Below are 14,425 nucleotides of genomic sequence, written 5' to 3' on the forward strand. Positions count from 1 at the left end.
TCACCGGACAAAACGCCCGGGACCAACTTAAGCAACGAATTTCAGAAGCAGGACACTAGTGCCCTGCGTCGGAAGTCCTCCGGCGCTTGGCGCCGGCCGACCGACGGGTTCAGACGGCTCGGGCGATGGCGATGGAGCCCTGGAGGCGGGTGCCCGCCTCGTAGATCATGTACTCCACGCCGCCGTCCGAGCCGAACGCCGGTGCCGCGCACCGGCCGTTGTCCGGGGCGCCGGCCAGTGGCCGGTGGAAGACGCCGAGGTGGTTGCGCCGGTCGAAGTTGTTGCCCACCTCGGTGATCCGCATCGACCCACCCGCCTCGACGTTGGTGTGGTAGATGACGTACGTCGACCCGTTGCGCTTGGCAACCGTCGGGGCGCCGATGTCGCGGGCGCCGACCTCCTGCGGGGTGATCAGCGGGGTCTGGGAGAAGGTCCAGTTCCGCCCTTCCGGCGACCAGCCCCAGCCGATCGAGCGGCGGTTCGCGGTGGTGTTGATCATGAAGACCATCACGTACCGCGCGCCCCGCGACGGCAGGTCGTGCCGGAACACCCGCGCGTACGACGTCTCGGTGGTGCCGGCCGGCAGCATCGAGGTGGACAGCACCACCTTGTCGTAGGTGAAGTTGATGCCGTTCGTCGAGCGCGCCAGTCGGGTGGTGGTGTTCTCGCCATGGAAGTACATCCACAGTTCGTTCACGTCGTCGTTCCACAGCGCGTGCGGCGACGAGACGTGCGAGACGTTGTAGTGGGGCGACCAGGTGCGCCCGATGATCGGGTTGTTCGGGTACTCCGTGTACGGGCCGCCGAGCGAGTTCGAAGAGGCCAGGCAGAGTCCCCCGGGCGCGTCGTGCGGGGCGTAGTACAGGTAGAAGCGGCCGAGGGCATTGCTGATCCGGCCGACGGTGCCGCGCACGCTCGGGAAGATCAGTTCGCCGGTCGGGTTGTAGCGCAGGTTCGCCTTGGTGAACGCGACGCGGGTGTAGGCGTAGTCGGGGAATCCACCGGGGGCGGCGTTCGCAGTACCGGCGAGCGGTACGCCGGCCGCGAGGCCGAGGCCGGCGCCGGCGGTGCCGCGGAGTAGGGTCCGGCGGCTGACGGGAGGTAGGTTCGTCATCCTGGTTCCTCACACTTCGGGGGGCGGTGCTGCCGAGTGTGTGACGATCCGGGAACGGCAGTCAATAAGCTAATCCGTATTAGCTAAGGTGATGACATGGCAAGAGCGCCGAGGCAGGCAGATATCGCCGCCGCTGCGGGGGTCTCGCAGACGACGGTCTCGCTGATCCTGTCCGGGAACACCGACGGCGTGCGGCTGTCGGAGTCGACCCGGCAGCGGGTGCTGAAGGCGGCCGAGAAGCTCGGCTACGTGCCGGACCCGGTCGCGACCCGGCTCGCCTCGTCGCGCAACCACATGCTCGGCGTCTACACCTTCGCCTCCGCCTTTCCGACCGACGTGGACGGGTTCTACTACCCGATCCTGGTCGGCATCGAGGAGGAGGCGGCCGCGCTCGGCCAGGACCTGGTGCTGTTCACCGGGACCGGCGGGCTCGAGGCCCCAGCGGACGACAAGCTCGCGATCCGCCGGACCCGGATCGCCGACGGGTGCCTGTTCTTCGGCCGGCAGGTGCCGGAGGAGCCGATCGACTGGCTGCTCGGCGGCGGCTTCCCGCTGGTCTACATCGGCCGGCGGGACGAGCTCGGCGGCCGGATTCCGTTCGTGGGCGTGGACTACGTGGCCGCGTCGGCCGCCGTCGTGGATCGGCTGGTGGAGCTCGGTCATCGCGAGATCCGCTATCTGCGCTCGGAGGACGACGCTCCCTCCTCGTCCGATCGCGAAGAGGGTGTGCTCGCCGCAGCTGAGAAGGCCGAGCTGGACGCGCGCCGGATCGTCGTACGGGCTGAGGACGCGGAGGTTGCCGCACTGATCGAGCGGTGGAGGGGCGAGGGGGTGACGGCCGTCGTGGTGGAGGAGACCGACACCGGCTCACTGTCCGCCGCGTTGCTGGACGCTGTCGCGGCCGCCGGACTCCGTCCCCCGGACGATCTGTCGCTGGCCGTGCTCGGACAGCCGAAGGATCACCCGGAGGTGAGCGGGTTCGAGGTGCCTCGGCGTGAGCTCGGGCGGCGAGCGGTTCGGCTGCTGGTCGACCAGATCACCGCATCAGGGCCGAGGATCGCCGAGCATGTGCTCCTCGACTGCATCCCCGTCGCCGGTTCCACCATCGGTCCGGCCTAGCCGCGACCACTGCGCGGCGACCACGAAGAGGCAGGCGACGGCTCCCACGGGCGCTGCCCAGAGGCGGAAGAAGGGCAGGTCGCCGGTCACTCCAGTCACCGCGAAGACGGCGGCGAAGACAGTCAGACCTGCCACGACACCCCGGCGGCGGGAGTCGAGCGTCGTGCCCGGCAGGGGACCAGTGCGACGGTCAACCCAAGCCCCCAGGCCGGCCAGCGCGGCAGCCATCGCGGCGCTGCTGACGACCGCTCCCGGCGCGTCTCCGAGGATCACCGCGACGGCGTTGATCACGGTGAAGACGGTGATCAGGAGCAGGCTCAGAACGCCGCCGGTGGCCAGGTGCCACCGCTTCCGAGCGCGGAGGTCGACCGCCTCGGCCGAGCGGGTCACGGTGGTGGGCTCGGCGGCGAGGCGGCGGACGACGAGGTACAGGCTGAAGGCGGTCGCCGCGGCGAACAGCACGAACAAGACCGTGAGCACTACCGACCGGGCGGTCGAGACGAACTGAAGCACCTCGCCGGCGCCGAAATCACAGGTGGCGCGGGGCGGGAGCCAGTGCGTCGTCACCTGGATGTCGAAGTTCTCGGGGCGGTTCAGGGTGAGGGCGCAGTCCTCGCGTTCGTCGTACCAACTCGGCATCGAGGCCGCCACGGCCACTGCCCAGCCCATCAACGCGCAGAGTGACAACCCGAGTGCGGTGCCCGCCCAGCGCCTGATCCAGTTCACCCATCCACCCTCTCACTCGTTCGGGATCAGCCCAGCGGGGTACGGGGGGCAGGTGAGTGAGTGGTTCCTGACCGCCGAGGAGCGGGGCAATCCCGCGACAGACATCGACCGCGACGGATCCTGGGTCGCGGGGAACTCGGTACGCCCGCTCATCCACGGAGCCACCTACTTCCAGCGCCTGTACGAGGAACTGTGCGCGCTGGAGGCGGGGGATCGGGTGTACTTCACCGACTGGCGCGGGGACGGGGACCAGTTGCTCCGGCCGGAGGGGCCCACGGTCGGGGAGGTGCTGTGCGACCTCGCCCGGTCCGGTGTCGAGGTGCGCGGGCTGCTCTGGCGGTCCCACTCGGATCACCTGCAGTTCAACGCGCAGGAGAACCAGCGGCTCGGGACGGAGTTGAACGAGGCCGGCGCGGAGGTGCTGCTCGACCAGCGGGTCCGGCGGATGGCATCACACCACCAGAAGCTGTTCGTGATCCGGCATCAGGGTGAGCCGGGCAAGGACGTCGCGTTCGTCGGTGGGATCGACCTCAGTCACCAGCGCCGGGACGACGCGAAGCACGCAGGAGATCCGCAGCAGGCGCCGATGGACCCTCGGTACGGATCCCGGGCGCCCTGGCACGACGCCGCGCTGGAATTCCGCGGACCGGTCGTCGGGGATCTGCTAAGGACCTTCGTGGAACGGTGGGACGACCCGCACCCGCTGGACCGGCGTACGCCGTACCGGATGCTGGTGCAGCGCAAGGAGCGGATGCCGCGTCATCCGACGGACCTGCCGGAGGCGTTCCCGGATCCACCGGGGGCCGGGCGGCACGCAGTACAGGTGTTGCGGACGTATGCGCACAAGCATCCCGGGTTTCCGTTCGCGCCGAAGGGGGAGTACAGCGTCGCCCGGGCGTATCAGAAGGCGTTCCGGCGGGCCCGGAAGCTGATCTATCTGGAGGATCAGTACCTGTGGTCCTCGGTAGTTGCCGAGGGCATCTGTCAGGCGCTGGAGCAGGCGCCGGAGCTGAGGGTGATCGCGGTGGTGCCGCGGTATCCGGATCAGGACGGGAGGATCAGCGGTCCACCGGCTCGCTACGGGCAGTTGCAGGCGATCGAGATGATGCGGGCAGCGGCGCCCGAGCGGGTCGGGGTCTACGACCTGGAGAACTCCGACGGGACGCCGATCTATGTGCACGCGAAGGTGTGCGTGGTGGACGACGAGTGGTTCACCTGCGGGTCCGACAACTTCAACCGGCGGTCGTGGACGAACGACAGCGAGTTGACCTGCGCGGTGGTCGGGCCTGGGCTGGCGCGTGAGGTGCGGTCGGAGCTATGGACCGAGCATCTCGGCGGCGAGCCCGTGCTCGATCCGATCGAGGGCTTCGAGCAGTGGAAGTCGGTTGCGGCCGCGTTGGATGACTGGCACGCCGCCGGGATGAAAGGCCCTCGGCCACGAGGACAGATCCGCCGGCACGAGGTCGAGCCCGTCGGACGGCTCACCAGACTGTGGGCGAGACCCCTCTACAACTACATGTACGACCCCGACGGCCGCCCACGCCGAATGCGCCGAGCCAACGAATTCTGAGAACTTCCCAGCTGGATCAGAGTCCCTCGGTGCTCGTCGCCAGCTCGAGCGAATGCAACGAGACGTAGCGCTGTCGCTGGGTGAACGCGGAGCCGCGTCCATTCCCACCGTGCGGAAGGCAAGCGCTGAGCTGGCGATGCTTTGGATCACCAGGCCTGGTCAGCAGAAACACCTGATAGAGACCATCTGTCCAGCTCGTACTCCGGGCGGCATCGATCACTTGAGCGATCTTGCGGTCGAATCGATCGGCGGATCCTCTGAGCCGGTCGGCCTCCTCTTTCGTCCACTCCACGTTGTCCCGGCGGTGAAGCACCTTGGGCACATCTGTCTTGATCTCGCGATCTGCGTAGAACGCGATGCGATCGACGGTACGAAAGGCACGGCCGGGCTGACAGACATAGGCGTAGACGTCTTCGTACAAAGTCCAAGCGCTGCGGGCTGCGACGACGACGGTGTCTTCGATAGCTATGGGCCGCTCCCCATACACCGTCATCGTGGCGCTCCGTCGCTCCAGCCAGTTCGCCGCGTCCTTGTCGATGAAGGATGTCAGCTCGATGATCTGGCGGATCTCGAAGGGCACATCGACGTTGATCATGGAGTCGTGATGCGCCAGCCGATTCCTGAACTTGCGTACTCTCTCCATCGCTGCGGACACCTGCTTGCGACGGCCGGACGAGTGGGGGAAGGCTCGGTGAAGACAGTCGCGCCAGAGTTCTTCGTATCGAGAACCCAGCAGTCCCGACCAGAATCCGAAACTCAGACCGGCCACGATCTGGTGCCGCGACTCCTTGCCGAGCGGTCGCAGCCGTTCACGAACCGTCGCCACCGCGTCGGCGACGTGCTCACCGCCCGGCGTCGGAAGCAGAAACCACGGGATTCCGCACCTCTCCTCCCTGAAGTACTCCCGCAGTTGCCGGTCCAGAGCGTTCCGGAAGAGCACCTCCAAGTGGCCGATGTCCTCGAAGGCAGCCGCAGACGTCCGCGTGCTCCACTCGTACAGCGCCAAAGCTTCCCGTTGATCGTTGCCCGCAATGCGCAGATAGGGCGCCATCCGCGGCTCGGACAGCATGGTCCAGACGGTTTGAACGTTGTCGTCGACGTGTGGCACGCCGCGATGTTATCGTTGTTTCGAACGCCCCAGTGTCGCCTCTGATTCAAGCGCCTGGGGCTTTTTCCTGCCCTCTTCGCGGCACTTGGTCGGACTCCCCACTGGAAACTGATTCGACAAGCGGTTCGATGCTCGGTGGGATGAACCCCATGGGCAAGATGCACGCCGATGAGGCGGAGATCGACGGGGCGCTCGTACTGCGCCTGGTGGCTGACCAGTTCCCGCAGTGGGCCGGGCTGCCGGTTGAGGAGATTCCGTCGAGCGGGACCGTCAACGCGATGTACCGGCTGGGTGATTCGCTGACCGTCCGGTTACCGCGGGTCAAGGGTGGGGTGGAGGACATCGAGAAGGAGTTCGCCTGGTTGCCGCGGCTCGCGCCGTTGCTGCCGGTGCGGATCTCGACTCCGGTCGGGCTCGGCAGGCCCGCTGAGGAGTACCCGTGGCCGTGGTCGGTCCAGGAGTGGATCGAGGGATCCGTCGCGGTCGCCGGCGAGGTCGAGGAGCCGGTCGGGCTGGCGGAGGATCTGGCGTCGTTCGTCCGCGCCTTCCGGCGGATCGAGTTGCCGGACGGGCCGCCGGCGTACCGGGGTGGTCCGCTGGAGTTGCAGGACGCGGGGACCCGGGCGGCGATCCGCCTGCTCGAGGGCTGGATCGACACCGAAACCGCCTTGGCTGCTTGGGGATCCGCCCTGGCTGCCGCCCCGCCGTCCGCTTCCACCTGGGTCCACGGCGACCTGATGCCGTCGAACCTGCTGCTCGTCGAGGGTCGCCTCACGGCCGTCATCGACTTCGCCACGGCCGGCCTCGGCGACCCCGCCTGCGACCTCATTCCAGCCTGGAACCTGCTCCCCGCCTCGGCCCGCCCCGCTTACCGAGCCGCCCTGGACGCCGACGACGCAGCCTGGACCCGTGGCCGCGGCCGGGCGCTCTCGATGGCTCTGATCCAACTCCCGTACTACCGCCACACCAACAAGGGCATCGCCGCCAACGCCCAACACGTCATCGACGAGGTCCTGGCCGACTTCAGGGCTTGAGGCCCGCGTGCGTGACGACCGTCGCGTGGTGGATGTGAAGCGCGCCATTGTGGGGCGCGCGGCTGTCACAAAGTCTGGGGGTGGGTGGTCCTTGTGGTGAGGACCGAACCCGTCGGTCGATTGGAGAACTGCTGTGAACAGCGCAGAGCGGCGCATCGCTACCTCGGTACTGGTGATCGGGACCGGCGGGTCCGGGTTGCGGGCGGTGATCGAGCTGGCCGAGCGCGGTGTCGACGTGGTTGCCGTGGGCAAACGGCCCAAGGAGGACACGCACACCTCGCTGGCGGCGGGCGGGATCAACGCGGCGCTGGCCACGGTCGACCCGGAGGACAGCTGGCAGCAGCACGCGGCCGACACCCTGAAGGAGAGCTACCTGCTGGCCGATCCGCGGACCGTCCAGGTGGTGACGCAGGGCGCGGCCCGGGGGATCGCGGACCTGGAGCGGTACGGGATGCCGTTCGCCCGGGAGGCCGACGGACGGATCTCCCAGCGGTTCTTCGGCGCGCACACCTGGCGCCGTACCGCGTTCGCCGGCGACTACACCGGCCTGGAGATCTCCCGCACGCTGATCAACCGGGCCGCGCAGCTCGACGTACCGGTGCTCGACACCGTCTACATCACCAAGCTCCTTGTCCGCGACAACGCGATCTTCGGGGCCTACGGGTTCGACCTGAACGACGGGACGCGGTACGTCATCCACGCCGACGCCGTCATCCTGGCGACCGGCGGGCACAACCGGATCTGGCGGCGCACGTCGTCGCGGCGCGACGAGAACACCGGCGACTCGTTCCGCCTCGCGGTCGAGGCCGGCGGGCGGATCCGCGACCCCGAACTGGTCCAGTTCCACCCGTCCGGGCTGATCGAACCCGAGAACGCGGCCGGCACCCTGGTCTCCGAGGCGGCCCGCGGCGAGGGCGGCATCCTGCGCAACGCGCTCGGCGAGCGGTTCATGGAGCGCTACGACCCGGAGCGGATGGAGCTGTCCACCCGGGACCGCGTCGCGCTGGCGGCGTACCTGGAGATCAAGGAAGGACGCGGTACCGCGAACGGCGGCGTCTGGCTCGACGTGTCCCACCTCCCGCGCGAGACGATCATGCAGCGACTCCCGCGGGTCTACCAGACGCTGCTGGAACTTCAGATGCTCGACATCACCACCACCCCGATCGAGATCGCGCCGACCGCGCACTACTCGATGGGCGGCGTCTGGGTGCGGCCGGAGGACCACAGCACCGACGTCGAAGGCCTCTGGGCGATCGGCGAGGCGGCCAGCGGGTTGCACGGCGCGAACCGGCTCGGCGGGAACTCGCTGATCGAACTCCTGGTCTTCGGGCGGATCGTGGGGGAGGCGGCAGCGGAGTACTCGGCCGGTCTGCAGGCCCAGAAGCGGTCGGCCGACGCCCTCGGCGAGGCGAGGGCGGAGGTCGACAACCTGCTCGCGGCCAACGGCCCGGAGAACGTCCGCTCACTGCAGCGGACCCTGCGCAACACGATGACCGAACACGTCGGGGTGGTCCGCGACGAACCGGGCCTGCTCAAAGCCCTCGCGGAACTGGACAACCTCACCGAACGAATCGCCTCGGTGGGCGTCCACCCCGACATCGCCGGCTTCCAGGATCTGGCACACGCCTTCGACCTCAAGTCGGCGGCCCTGGCCTGCCGCGCCACGATCGAAGCCGCCATCGAACGGCGCGAAACCCGCGGCTGCCACAACCGCTCCGACTACCCGGAGCTGGACGAGTCCCTGCAGGTCAACCTCGTCTGGTCGGGCCCCGGCAAGATCTCGCGGGAGTCGATCCCGCCCATCCCCGCCGAGATCGCCGGCCTGATGCAGGACGTCTCCAGCACCGGGAAGCTGGTCGAGTAGCCGTCAGAGTGGTAGATCGCCGGGCCGCCGAGATCGGCGTGCCCGAACTCGGTCATGGCTCCCAACGTCAACGAGATCCCGGACGATGCGCTTCCTGAGAAGCTCAGCTCACGCAGAACTCGTTGCCCTCGGGATCCCGCAGTACGACGTAGTAGTCGGGCTCGTCCTCGGTCCCGAACCGGTGCTGCACGGACGCGCCCAGCTCGACCAACTCCGCGACTCTCGCCTCCACGATCTCGACCCGCTGCCCGAAGGTCAGGGCGTCGTCGCGACCGGTGGGATACAGATCGAGGTGCAGCCGGTTCTTGCCCGCCTTCTCCTCGGGAACCTGCTGGAACCAGATCGCCGGCCCCGCCCCGGCCGGGTCGAACAGCCGATCCGCGAACGCGGACTTCCCCTCCAACCGACCGCGGTAGTGCGCCCACCAGGTCTCCCCGCCGTCCGGTGGCACCGCGCGATACCCCAGCGCCTCCGCCCAGAACCGCGCCAACAGAGCCGGGTCATTCGCGTCAACCGTCAACTGCCAGAACACCATGCCGCCGAAGCTACAGGTCGGCCAGTTCCACGAGGGCTTGGACGTCGTCTCCTGCTTCCAGGTGCTCCGCGGTGCGGACGGCCTTCTTCATCGGCAGGACGTAGCTGCCGGACTTGCTCTCCGGGAAGACCGACGTCTGCCAACTCGTGCTGCCGACGGTGACGGTCACCCGCACCGAACCGAAGCCGTGGCGCAGGTCGGCGGTGAGTTCGGCGATGTCGTCGCTGATCTCGGCCGGGACCGTGACGAAGTGCCAGCCGTCGGCCCCGGGGTGCTGCCACAGCGGCGCCGAGAACTCGAAGGTCCCGATGCTGGTCATGGCTCGACCCTAGAGCGACCCGCCGACAATCCGGAGGTTGACGCAACTCGCAGGTTGCAATACTGTTATGGCAACTGAACGGTTGCTACTTCTTGGAGGCTTGTGATGGCATTTCCCGATCGCATCGAGCGGACCCTCGAGCTGGCCCACCCGCCGGAGAAGGTCTGGGCCGCGCTGACCACGGCCGAAGGGCTGGGGACCTGGTTCGGGCACCAGGCGACGGTCGACCTGCGCCCGGGCGGATCCGCCCAGATGACCTGGAACAGCGGCGACAAGGCCGACCTCACGATCGAACGGATCGAGGAGCCGGCGGTGTTCGGCTTCACCTGGCACATCAACGGACTGCCCGAGGACGACCTGCGCCGGACGTACGTCGAGTTCACCCTCGAGCCGGTCACCGCCGGAACCCGGCTCACCGTGGTCGAGTCCGGCTTCGCACAACTGCCCGACGACGCCCACAGCAAGGCGTTCGGTGGCAACACCGAGGGGTGGACCAGTGAGCTCGGCGAGCTGGTCGAATACCTTGATGCCGCCTGACCACGAGGCGACCGCTGAACAGGTCTTCGTCGCCCTGGCGGACCCGACCAGACGCGGCCTGCTGGCCGCCCTGGCCTCGGGTGGACCCGCCACGGCGACGGACCTGGCCAATCGCCTGCCGATCACCCGGCAGGCGATTGCCAAACACCTGGCCCTCCTGTCGGAGGCCGGCCTGGTGGCGCCAGAACCGGGGGAGCGGCGCCGGGTCCGCTACCGGCTCCACTCCGCCCCGATGCAAGTGGCGCAGCAGTTCCTGGCCGCCATGGCCCGGGACTGGGACGGCCGGCTCGACGCCCTGAAGGGCCACCTGGATCTAGGAGAGAGAAGATGACCGACCCGAGCTTCACCACCACCTTCACGGTGGACCAGACCCCGCGGCAAGCCTTCGATGCCATCAGCAACGTTCGTGGCTGGTGGTCGGAGCAGGTCGACGGCGGTACCGCGAACGCCGGCGACGAGTTCACCTATCGCTACCGGGACGTGCACCACTGCACGATGCGCGTGACCGAGGCGATCCCCGGCCGGAAGATCTCCTGGCTCGTCCTGGAGAACTACTTCGACGAGGTCGAGGACACGACGGAGTGGGTCGGCACCACGATCCACTTCGAGATCACCGAAGACGACGGGCGGACGCAGGTCACGTTCACCCACCGCGGCCTCGTACCGGAGTACGAGTGCTTCGAGAACTGCTCCACGGCCTGGAGCTTCTACGTCAACAGCAGCCTGCGTGACCTGATCACCACCGGCAAGGGTCAACCCAACGACAAGGAAGTCAGCGCGACCCAGGCTGGCTGACACCTCCTGGGACTCGGACGTCGACCCACACCAGGCGGTGGTCGCTGGTGGGGAACGGGAAGACCCCGGTCAGCCTGAACAAGGGGTCTGACCGCACCGGCCAGAAGACGCCGGCTGCCTGCGGCCGAAGCTGCTTGGACGGCAGCACGTAGTCGGCGCGCAGGTTGCCGGGCGCCGGGACGTCAGCGAAGTCCGCGGTGTCGTACTTCGGGTCGCCGCGGTGGGACGCGTTCGCACCGCCCTGCAGTACTGCGGCCTCGGCGCCGCCCGCCGATGCCGGCAGCGGGTCGATGATCCGGGGGTGCTCGATCAACTGCTGGATCGAGCCCGGCACCGAATCGCCGTCGATCGGGTCGCTGTTCTGGTCCCCGGCGACGACGAAGGCCGCGCCCGGCCGCAGCCCGCCGTACCGGCCGGTGTCGTCGTAGATGTACTGCGATCGCTTGCCCGGCTGCACGTAGTCCGCCCAGAAGCGGATCTCGTCGTGGTTGCGCCGGCCGTTGCGATCCTCCGGCCCGTCGAAGGTCGGCGGTGTCGGGTGCGAGGCCAGCAGGTGCACGGTCCGGCGGCCGACCAGGATCGGCACGTCCCAGTGCGACTTGCTGGACAGCCGTACGACGTCCAGTTCGGCGGGCGAGTACCAGTCGGCCGGCGCGGCCGTGGCCGGGTCGTCCGGGAGCAGCGCGCCGGGCATGTCCTTCCACTTGAACAACTGGAACGTGCGAACCCGTTCGGTGTCGATCGGGTAGCGCGAGTAGACGACCATGCCGAACTGACCCTCGAACAGGCCGAACCCGAACGCGTCGTCGCCGCCGCCGATCTGACCGTTGTTGTTGAGGTCGAAGCCGCTCGGGATCCCGGTGTTCGAGGGGGCGACGTAGGCGTACGGGAAGTCGATCGGCGCGGCGCCGTTCTGCCCGACCTCCAGGTAGTTGTCCCGGAACAGGTTGACCGCACGGCGCTCTGAGACGTAGTCGAACTCGTTGATGAGCAGCACGTCGGGGCGGGTTCGCTGGATCACCTCCGCGACGGCCCTAGCTTGCGCGTTGGTGCCGGTGCTCAGATCGGTGACCAACTGGCCTGCGGCGTTGCGGTTCAGGCTCGCGTTGTACGTCGCTACTCGGAGCGGCGCGGGATTCTTGCCGGCCTCGAGGCCGGTCGCAGTACTCGGTGCGGCGTTGACGCCGACGAGTCCGCTCGCGGCCAGTGCCGTCAAGGCAGCGATGGCCATGCTTCGCGTCTTGGGCATGGTGCTCCTCCTGATAGGACGGAATGCCCAAACGCTAAACGCCCTGACGGCGGTGCTGATAGAACTCGGGATGAACTCACTGCGAGCACTCGTCCGGGCGCGCTGAGTACGCGATCCCAAGAGCCCGGCGAGCTCTGGCCAGGCACCGACTCGAGGTTTACATTGCGAGAAGTGTGACCGGTACCGGGGGCCGTTCGATCTCGCTCACAGGGGGAATCATGGGTGTGTTCCGTCGTCGCGGCGCTGTCGGCGCCCTCACGCTGGCAGCGGCTCTCGTTCTGGTCGCCGCGCAGCCGGCCCCGGCCAGTGCTCGGTCGATCGACGAGATCTACGCGAAGCTGCTGGTGAAACAGGTCGACGGCAAGAACGTCCAGAAACACCTGAACGCCTTCCAGGCGATCGCCGACGCCAACGGTGGTAATCGCTCGGTCGGGACATCCGGCTACGACGCCTCCCGCGACTATGTGGCCGCCAAACTGCGCAAGGCGGGCTACCGGGTCACGCTTCAGCCGATCAACTTCGTCGAGTCCTGGGTGGAGAACAGCCCGCCGGTCCTGAGTCTGGTCGCGCCGATCGCCAAGACCTACGTTCCCAACCAGGACGTCTTCACGTTCCCGCCGTCGCCGTCGGCTGACGTGACCGCGCTGGTACAGGCTGTGGACCTGACGCTGCCGCCGACGCCGGCACCTTCCTCGACGAGTGGCTGTGAAGCGTCCGACTTCGCCGGCTTCGTGGCCGACCGGATCGCGCTCGTCCAGCGCGGTACCTGCCCGTTCATCACCAAGGTGCTCAACGCCGCGGCCGCCGGCGCCGCCGGGATCATCATCTTCAACGAGGGGCAGCCGGGCCGTACGGACGCGTCCACGATCGACCTCGGCGAGTGGCGGACCGGTATCCCGATGGTCTTCGCCACCTTCGCCGTCGGCAACGAACTGGCCTCGACGCCGGGAGCGACCGTCCGGCTCAAGGTCGACGCCACCCTGACGCTCGGCACCGACCACAACGTCATCGCCGAGACCCGGTGGGGTGACCCGCGCAACGTGGTGATGGTCGGGGCGCACCTCGACAGCGTGCCGGAAGGACCGGGCATCAACGACAACGGCTCCGGCACCGCCGCGATCCTTGAGACCGCGTTGCAGGTCGGGAAGTTCCCGGTCCGCAACAAGCTCCGCTTCGCCTTCTGGGCCGCCGAGGAGGTCGGCCTGCTCGGCTCCGACCAGTACGTCGCGGCACTGTCCGCCGCCGAGCGGGACCGGATCAGGCTCTACCTCAACTTCGACATGGTCGCCTCGCCGAACTTCGCCATCAAGCTGTACGACGGCGACAACTCCGACGCGGTCGGCGCACCGGCCGGTCCGCCCGGCTCGGCCCAGATCGAGAGCCAACTGGCCAGGTTCTTCGCCGGCCGGAACATCGGCACCGTCGGCACGGACTTCGACGGCCGCTCCGACTACGGTCCCTTCATCACGGCCGGCATCCCCGCGGGCGGCATCTTCACCGGCGCCGAAGGCATCAAGACCCCAGCCGAACAAGCCCTGTTCGGCGGCACCGCCGGCGTCGCCTACGACCCCTGCTACCACCAGGCCTGCGACACCCTCGACAACGTGAACTTCACCGCCCTGGACCTCAACTCCGACGCGATAGCCGACTCCACCGCCCGCTACGCCTTCAACACCACCGCCATCCCGTAAGACACTCCGACCGCGATCACAGCTGCTGTGGCGGCGGGTTACTCCGTCCACGCGGCTGTGGTCGCCGTGGCAGGCCGCCCGGTGATCGGGCGGCCTGGCTGGGTCACGCGTCGGTCGGGAACGGTACGCCGGTGTTGCTGTGGCAGCGGTAGCCGTTGGGGACCTTGTGGAGGTACTGCTGGTGGTAGGACTCGGCGTAGTAGAAGGTGGTGGCGGGGGCGATCTCGGTGGTGATGTCGCCGTAGCCGAGGGGCTTGATGACGGGCGCGTAGAGGTCGCGGGTCCGCTCGGCCTCGGCGCGCTGGTCGTCGGTGGTGTAGTAGATCGCCGACCGGTACTGCGAACCGAGGTCGTTGCCCTGGCGCATTCCCTGGGTCGGGTCGTGGGTCTCCCAGAAGACCTTCAGCAGGTCGGTGAAGGTGGTCTTGGTGGGGTCGTAGACGACCCGGACGGCCTCGGTGTGACCGGTGCCGCCGCTGCAGACCTCCTCGTACGTCGGGTACGGCGTGTACCCGCCCGCGTAGCCGACGGCGGTGGTGTAGACGCCCGGCTGCTGCCAGAAGATCTCCTCGGTGCCCCAGAAACAGCCGGTGCCGAACCACACCTCGGCGAACCCCTCGGGGGCGGGTGCGGTCTGCGGCGTACCGAGGACGATGTTCTCCGCCGGTACGGCGAATCCGGGCTCGGGCCTGCCGGGCAGGGCGGCGGCTGGCTCGACCAGGGCTGTCTTGCGGTTGAAGAACGACATCTCACGCCTCTCGCAG

The 14,425-nt window shown here is 68.3% G+C and carries 15 protein-coding genes; 8 read left to right on the forward strand and 7 right to left on the reverse strand.

What is annotated here, in order from left to right; genetic code table 11:
* Positions 1-109: 109 nt before the first annotated feature.
* Positions 110-1,114, reverse strand: a complete 1,005-nt coding sequence (locus ABD255_RS33485; protein WP_344220829.1) for a glycoside hydrolase family protein — start codon at positions 1,112-1,114, stop codon at positions 110-112.
* 96 nt (positions 1,115-1,210) lie between these two features.
* Between ABD255_RS33485 and ABD255_RS33490 the strand changes: the two genes are divergently transcribed.
* Entirely contained in the window at positions 1,211-2,233 is a 1,023-nt protein-coding gene (locus tag ABD255_RS33490) for a LacI family DNA-binding transcriptional regulator (RefSeq protein WP_344220830.1), read from the forward strand.
* On the opposite strand, the gene ABD255_RS33495 is transcribed toward ABD255_RS33490, so the two are convergent.
* Positions 2,159-2,959 carry a hypothetical protein gene (locus tag ABD255_RS33495; protein ID WP_344220831.1) on the reverse strand — a complete coding sequence of 267 codons (801 nt, stop codon included), beginning with the start codon at positions 2,957-2,959 and terminating at the stop codon, positions 2,159-2,161. The two genes, ABD255_RS33490 and ABD255_RS33495, sit on opposite strands and share 75 nt — an antisense overlap.
* 52 nt (positions 2,960-3,011) lie before the next feature.
* On the opposite strand from ABD255_RS33495, the gene ABD255_RS33500 reads away from it, so the two are divergent.
* Positions 3,012-4,529, forward strand: coding sequence for a phospholipase D family protein (locus ABD255_RS33500; RefSeq protein ID WP_344220832.1), 1,518 nt, complete (start codon positions 3,012-3,014; stop codon positions 4,527-4,529).
* A gap of 16 nt (positions 4,530-4,545) precedes the next feature.
* Here the strand turns inward: ABD255_RS33500 and ABD255_RS33505 are convergent, their stop codons facing one another.
* Positions 4,546-5,598 carry a hypothetical protein gene (locus ABD255_RS33505; protein ID WP_344220833.1) on the reverse strand — a complete coding sequence of 351 codons (1,053 nt, stop codon included), beginning with the start codon at positions 5,596-5,598 and terminating at the stop codon, positions 4,546-4,548.
* 188 nt (positions 5,599-5,786) lie between these two features.
* Between ABD255_RS33505 and ABD255_RS33510 the strand changes: the two genes are divergently transcribed.
* Positions 5,787-6,671, forward strand: coding sequence for an aminoglycoside phosphotransferase family protein (locus ABD255_RS33510; protein WP_344220834.1), 885 nt, complete (start codon positions 5,787-5,789; stop codon positions 6,669-6,671).
* 133 nt (positions 6,672-6,804) lie between these two features.
* Positions 6,805-8,535 carry an L-aspartate oxidase gene (locus ABD255_RS33515; RefSeq protein ID WP_344220835.1) on the forward strand — a complete coding sequence of 577 codons (1,731 nt, stop codon included), beginning with the start codon at positions 6,805-6,807 and terminating at the stop codon, positions 8,533-8,535.
* A 103-nt stretch (positions 8,536-8,638) separates the two neighbouring features.
* Here ABD255_RS33515 and ABD255_RS33520 read toward each other — a convergent pair whose 3' ends face one another.
* Both ABD255_RS33520 and ABD255_RS33525 read right to left on the reverse strand, forming a co-directional pair.
* Positions 8,639-9,070 (reverse strand): VOC family protein, encoded by a 432-nt coding sequence (locus ABD255_RS33520; protein ID WP_344220836.1) that lies wholly within the window; start codon positions 9,068-9,070, stop codon positions 8,639-8,641.
* Positions 9,071-9,080: 10 nt separating this feature from the next.
* Positions 9,081-9,389, reverse strand: a complete 309-nt coding sequence (locus tag ABD255_RS33525; RefSeq protein ID WP_344220837.1) for a DUF1905 domain-containing protein — start codon at positions 9,387-9,389, stop codon at positions 9,081-9,083.
* Positions 9,390-9,494: 105 nt separating this feature from the next.
* Between ABD255_RS33525 and ABD255_RS33530 the strand changes: the two genes are divergently transcribed.
* Genes ABD255_RS33530 through ABD255_RS33540 form a run of 3 tightly spaced genes read left to right on the forward strand, consistent with a single transcriptional unit; the run spans position 9,495 to position 10,721 of the window.
* Positions 9,495-9,926, forward strand: coding sequence for an SRPBCC domain-containing protein (locus tag ABD255_RS33530; protein WP_344220838.1), 432 nt, complete (start codon positions 9,495-9,497; stop codon positions 9,924-9,926).
* The gene (locus ABD255_RS33535) at positions 9,916-10,257 is read left to right on the forward strand and encodes an ArsR/SmtB family transcription factor (protein WP_344220839.1); all 342 of its coding nucleotides are present in this window, start codon (positions 9,916-9,918) and stop codon (positions 10,255-10,257) included. The genes ABD255_RS33530 and ABD255_RS33535 overlap by 11 nt, the downstream gene beginning before the upstream one ends.
* Entirely contained in the window at positions 10,254-10,721 is a 468-nt protein-coding gene (locus tag ABD255_RS33540; protein WP_344220840.1) for an SRPBCC family protein, read from the forward strand. The genes ABD255_RS33535 and ABD255_RS33540 overlap by 4 nt, the downstream gene beginning before the upstream one ends.
* On the opposite strand, the gene ABD255_RS33545 is transcribed toward ABD255_RS33540, so the two are convergent.
* The gene (locus ABD255_RS33545) at positions 10,699-11,970 is read right to left on the reverse strand and encodes an endonuclease/exonuclease/phosphatase family protein (RefSeq protein ID WP_344220841.1); all 1,272 of its coding nucleotides are present in this window, start codon (positions 11,968-11,970) and stop codon (positions 10,699-10,701) included. The genes ABD255_RS33540 and ABD255_RS33545 overlap by 23 nt on opposite strands.
* 218 nt (positions 11,971-12,188) lie before the next feature.
* Here ABD255_RS33545 and ABD255_RS33550 point away from each other — a divergent pair, with 218 nt between their 5' ends.
* Positions 12,189-13,661, forward strand: coding sequence for a M28 family metallopeptidase (locus tag ABD255_RS33550; protein ID WP_344220842.1), 1,473 nt, complete (start codon positions 12,189-12,191; stop codon positions 13,659-13,661).
* 103 nt (positions 13,662-13,764) lie between these two features.
* Here ABD255_RS33550 and msrA read toward each other — a convergent pair whose 3' ends face one another.
* Positions 13,765-14,409, reverse strand: coding sequence for a peptide-methionine (S)-S-oxide reductase MsrA (msrA, locus tag ABD255_RS33555; RefSeq protein ID WP_344220843.1), 645 nt, complete (start codon positions 14,407-14,409; stop codon positions 13,765-13,767).
* Between the last annotated feature and the right edge of the window lie 16 nt (positions 14,410-14,425).

The sequence above is a fragment of the Kribbella sancticallisti genome, assembly GCF_039530625.1.
GTDB lineage: Bacteria > Actinomycetota > Actinomycetes > Propionibacteriales > Kribbellaceae > Kribbella > Kribbella sancticallisti.

What these genes read in the sequence shown, in the direction of transcription:
- ABD255_RS33485 (WP_344220829.1), bottom strand. Translation starts at nt 1,114, where the DNA reads ATGACGAACCTACCTCCCGTCAGCCGCCGGACCCTACTCCGCGGCACC.
- ABD255_RS33510 (WP_344220834.1), top strand. Translation starts at nt 5,787, where the DNA reads ATGGGCAAGATGCACGCCGATGAGGCGGAGATCGACGGGGCGCTCGTA.
- ABD255_RS33550 (WP_344220842.1), top strand. Translation starts at nt 12,189, where the DNA reads ATGGGTGTGTTCCGTCGTCGCGGCGCTGTCGGCGCCCTCACGCTGGCA.
- ABD255_RS33530 (WP_344220838.1), top strand. Translation starts at nt 9,495, where the DNA reads ATGGCATTTCCCGATCGCATCGAGCGGACCCTCGAGCTGGCCCACCCG.
- ABD255_RS33545 (WP_344220841.1), bottom strand. Translation starts at nt 11,970, where the DNA reads ATGCCCAAGACGCGAAGCATGGCCATCGCTGCCTTGACGGCACTGGCC.
- ABD255_RS33490 (WP_344220830.1), top strand. Translation starts at nt 1,211, where the DNA reads ATGGCAAGAGCGCCGAGGCAGGCAGATATCGCCGCCGCTGCGGGGGTC.
- ABD255_RS33535 (WP_344220839.1), top strand. Translation starts at nt 9,916, where the DNA reads ATGCCGCCTGACCACGAGGCGACCGCTGAACAGGTCTTCGTCGCCCTG.
- ABD255_RS33540 (WP_344220840.1), top strand. Translation starts at nt 10,254, where the DNA reads ATGACCGACCCGAGCTTCACCACCACCTTCACGGTGGACCAGACCCCG.
- msrA (WP_344220843.1), bottom strand. Translation starts at nt 14,409, where the DNA reads ATGTCGTTCTTCAACCGCAAGACAGCCCTGGTCGAGCCAGCCGCCGCC.
- ABD255_RS33525 (WP_344220837.1), bottom strand. Translation starts at nt 9,389, where the DNA reads ATGACCAGCATCGGGACCTTCGAGTTCTCGGCGCCGCTGTGGCAGCAC.
- ABD255_RS33505 (WP_344220833.1), bottom strand. Translation starts at nt 5,598, where the DNA reads ATGCTGTCCGAGCCGCGGATGGCGCCCTATCTGCGCATTGCGGGCAAC.
- ABD255_RS33520 (WP_344220836.1), bottom strand. Translation starts at nt 9,070, where the DNA reads ATGGTGTTCTGGCAGTTGACGGTTGACGCGAATGACCCGGCTCTGTTG.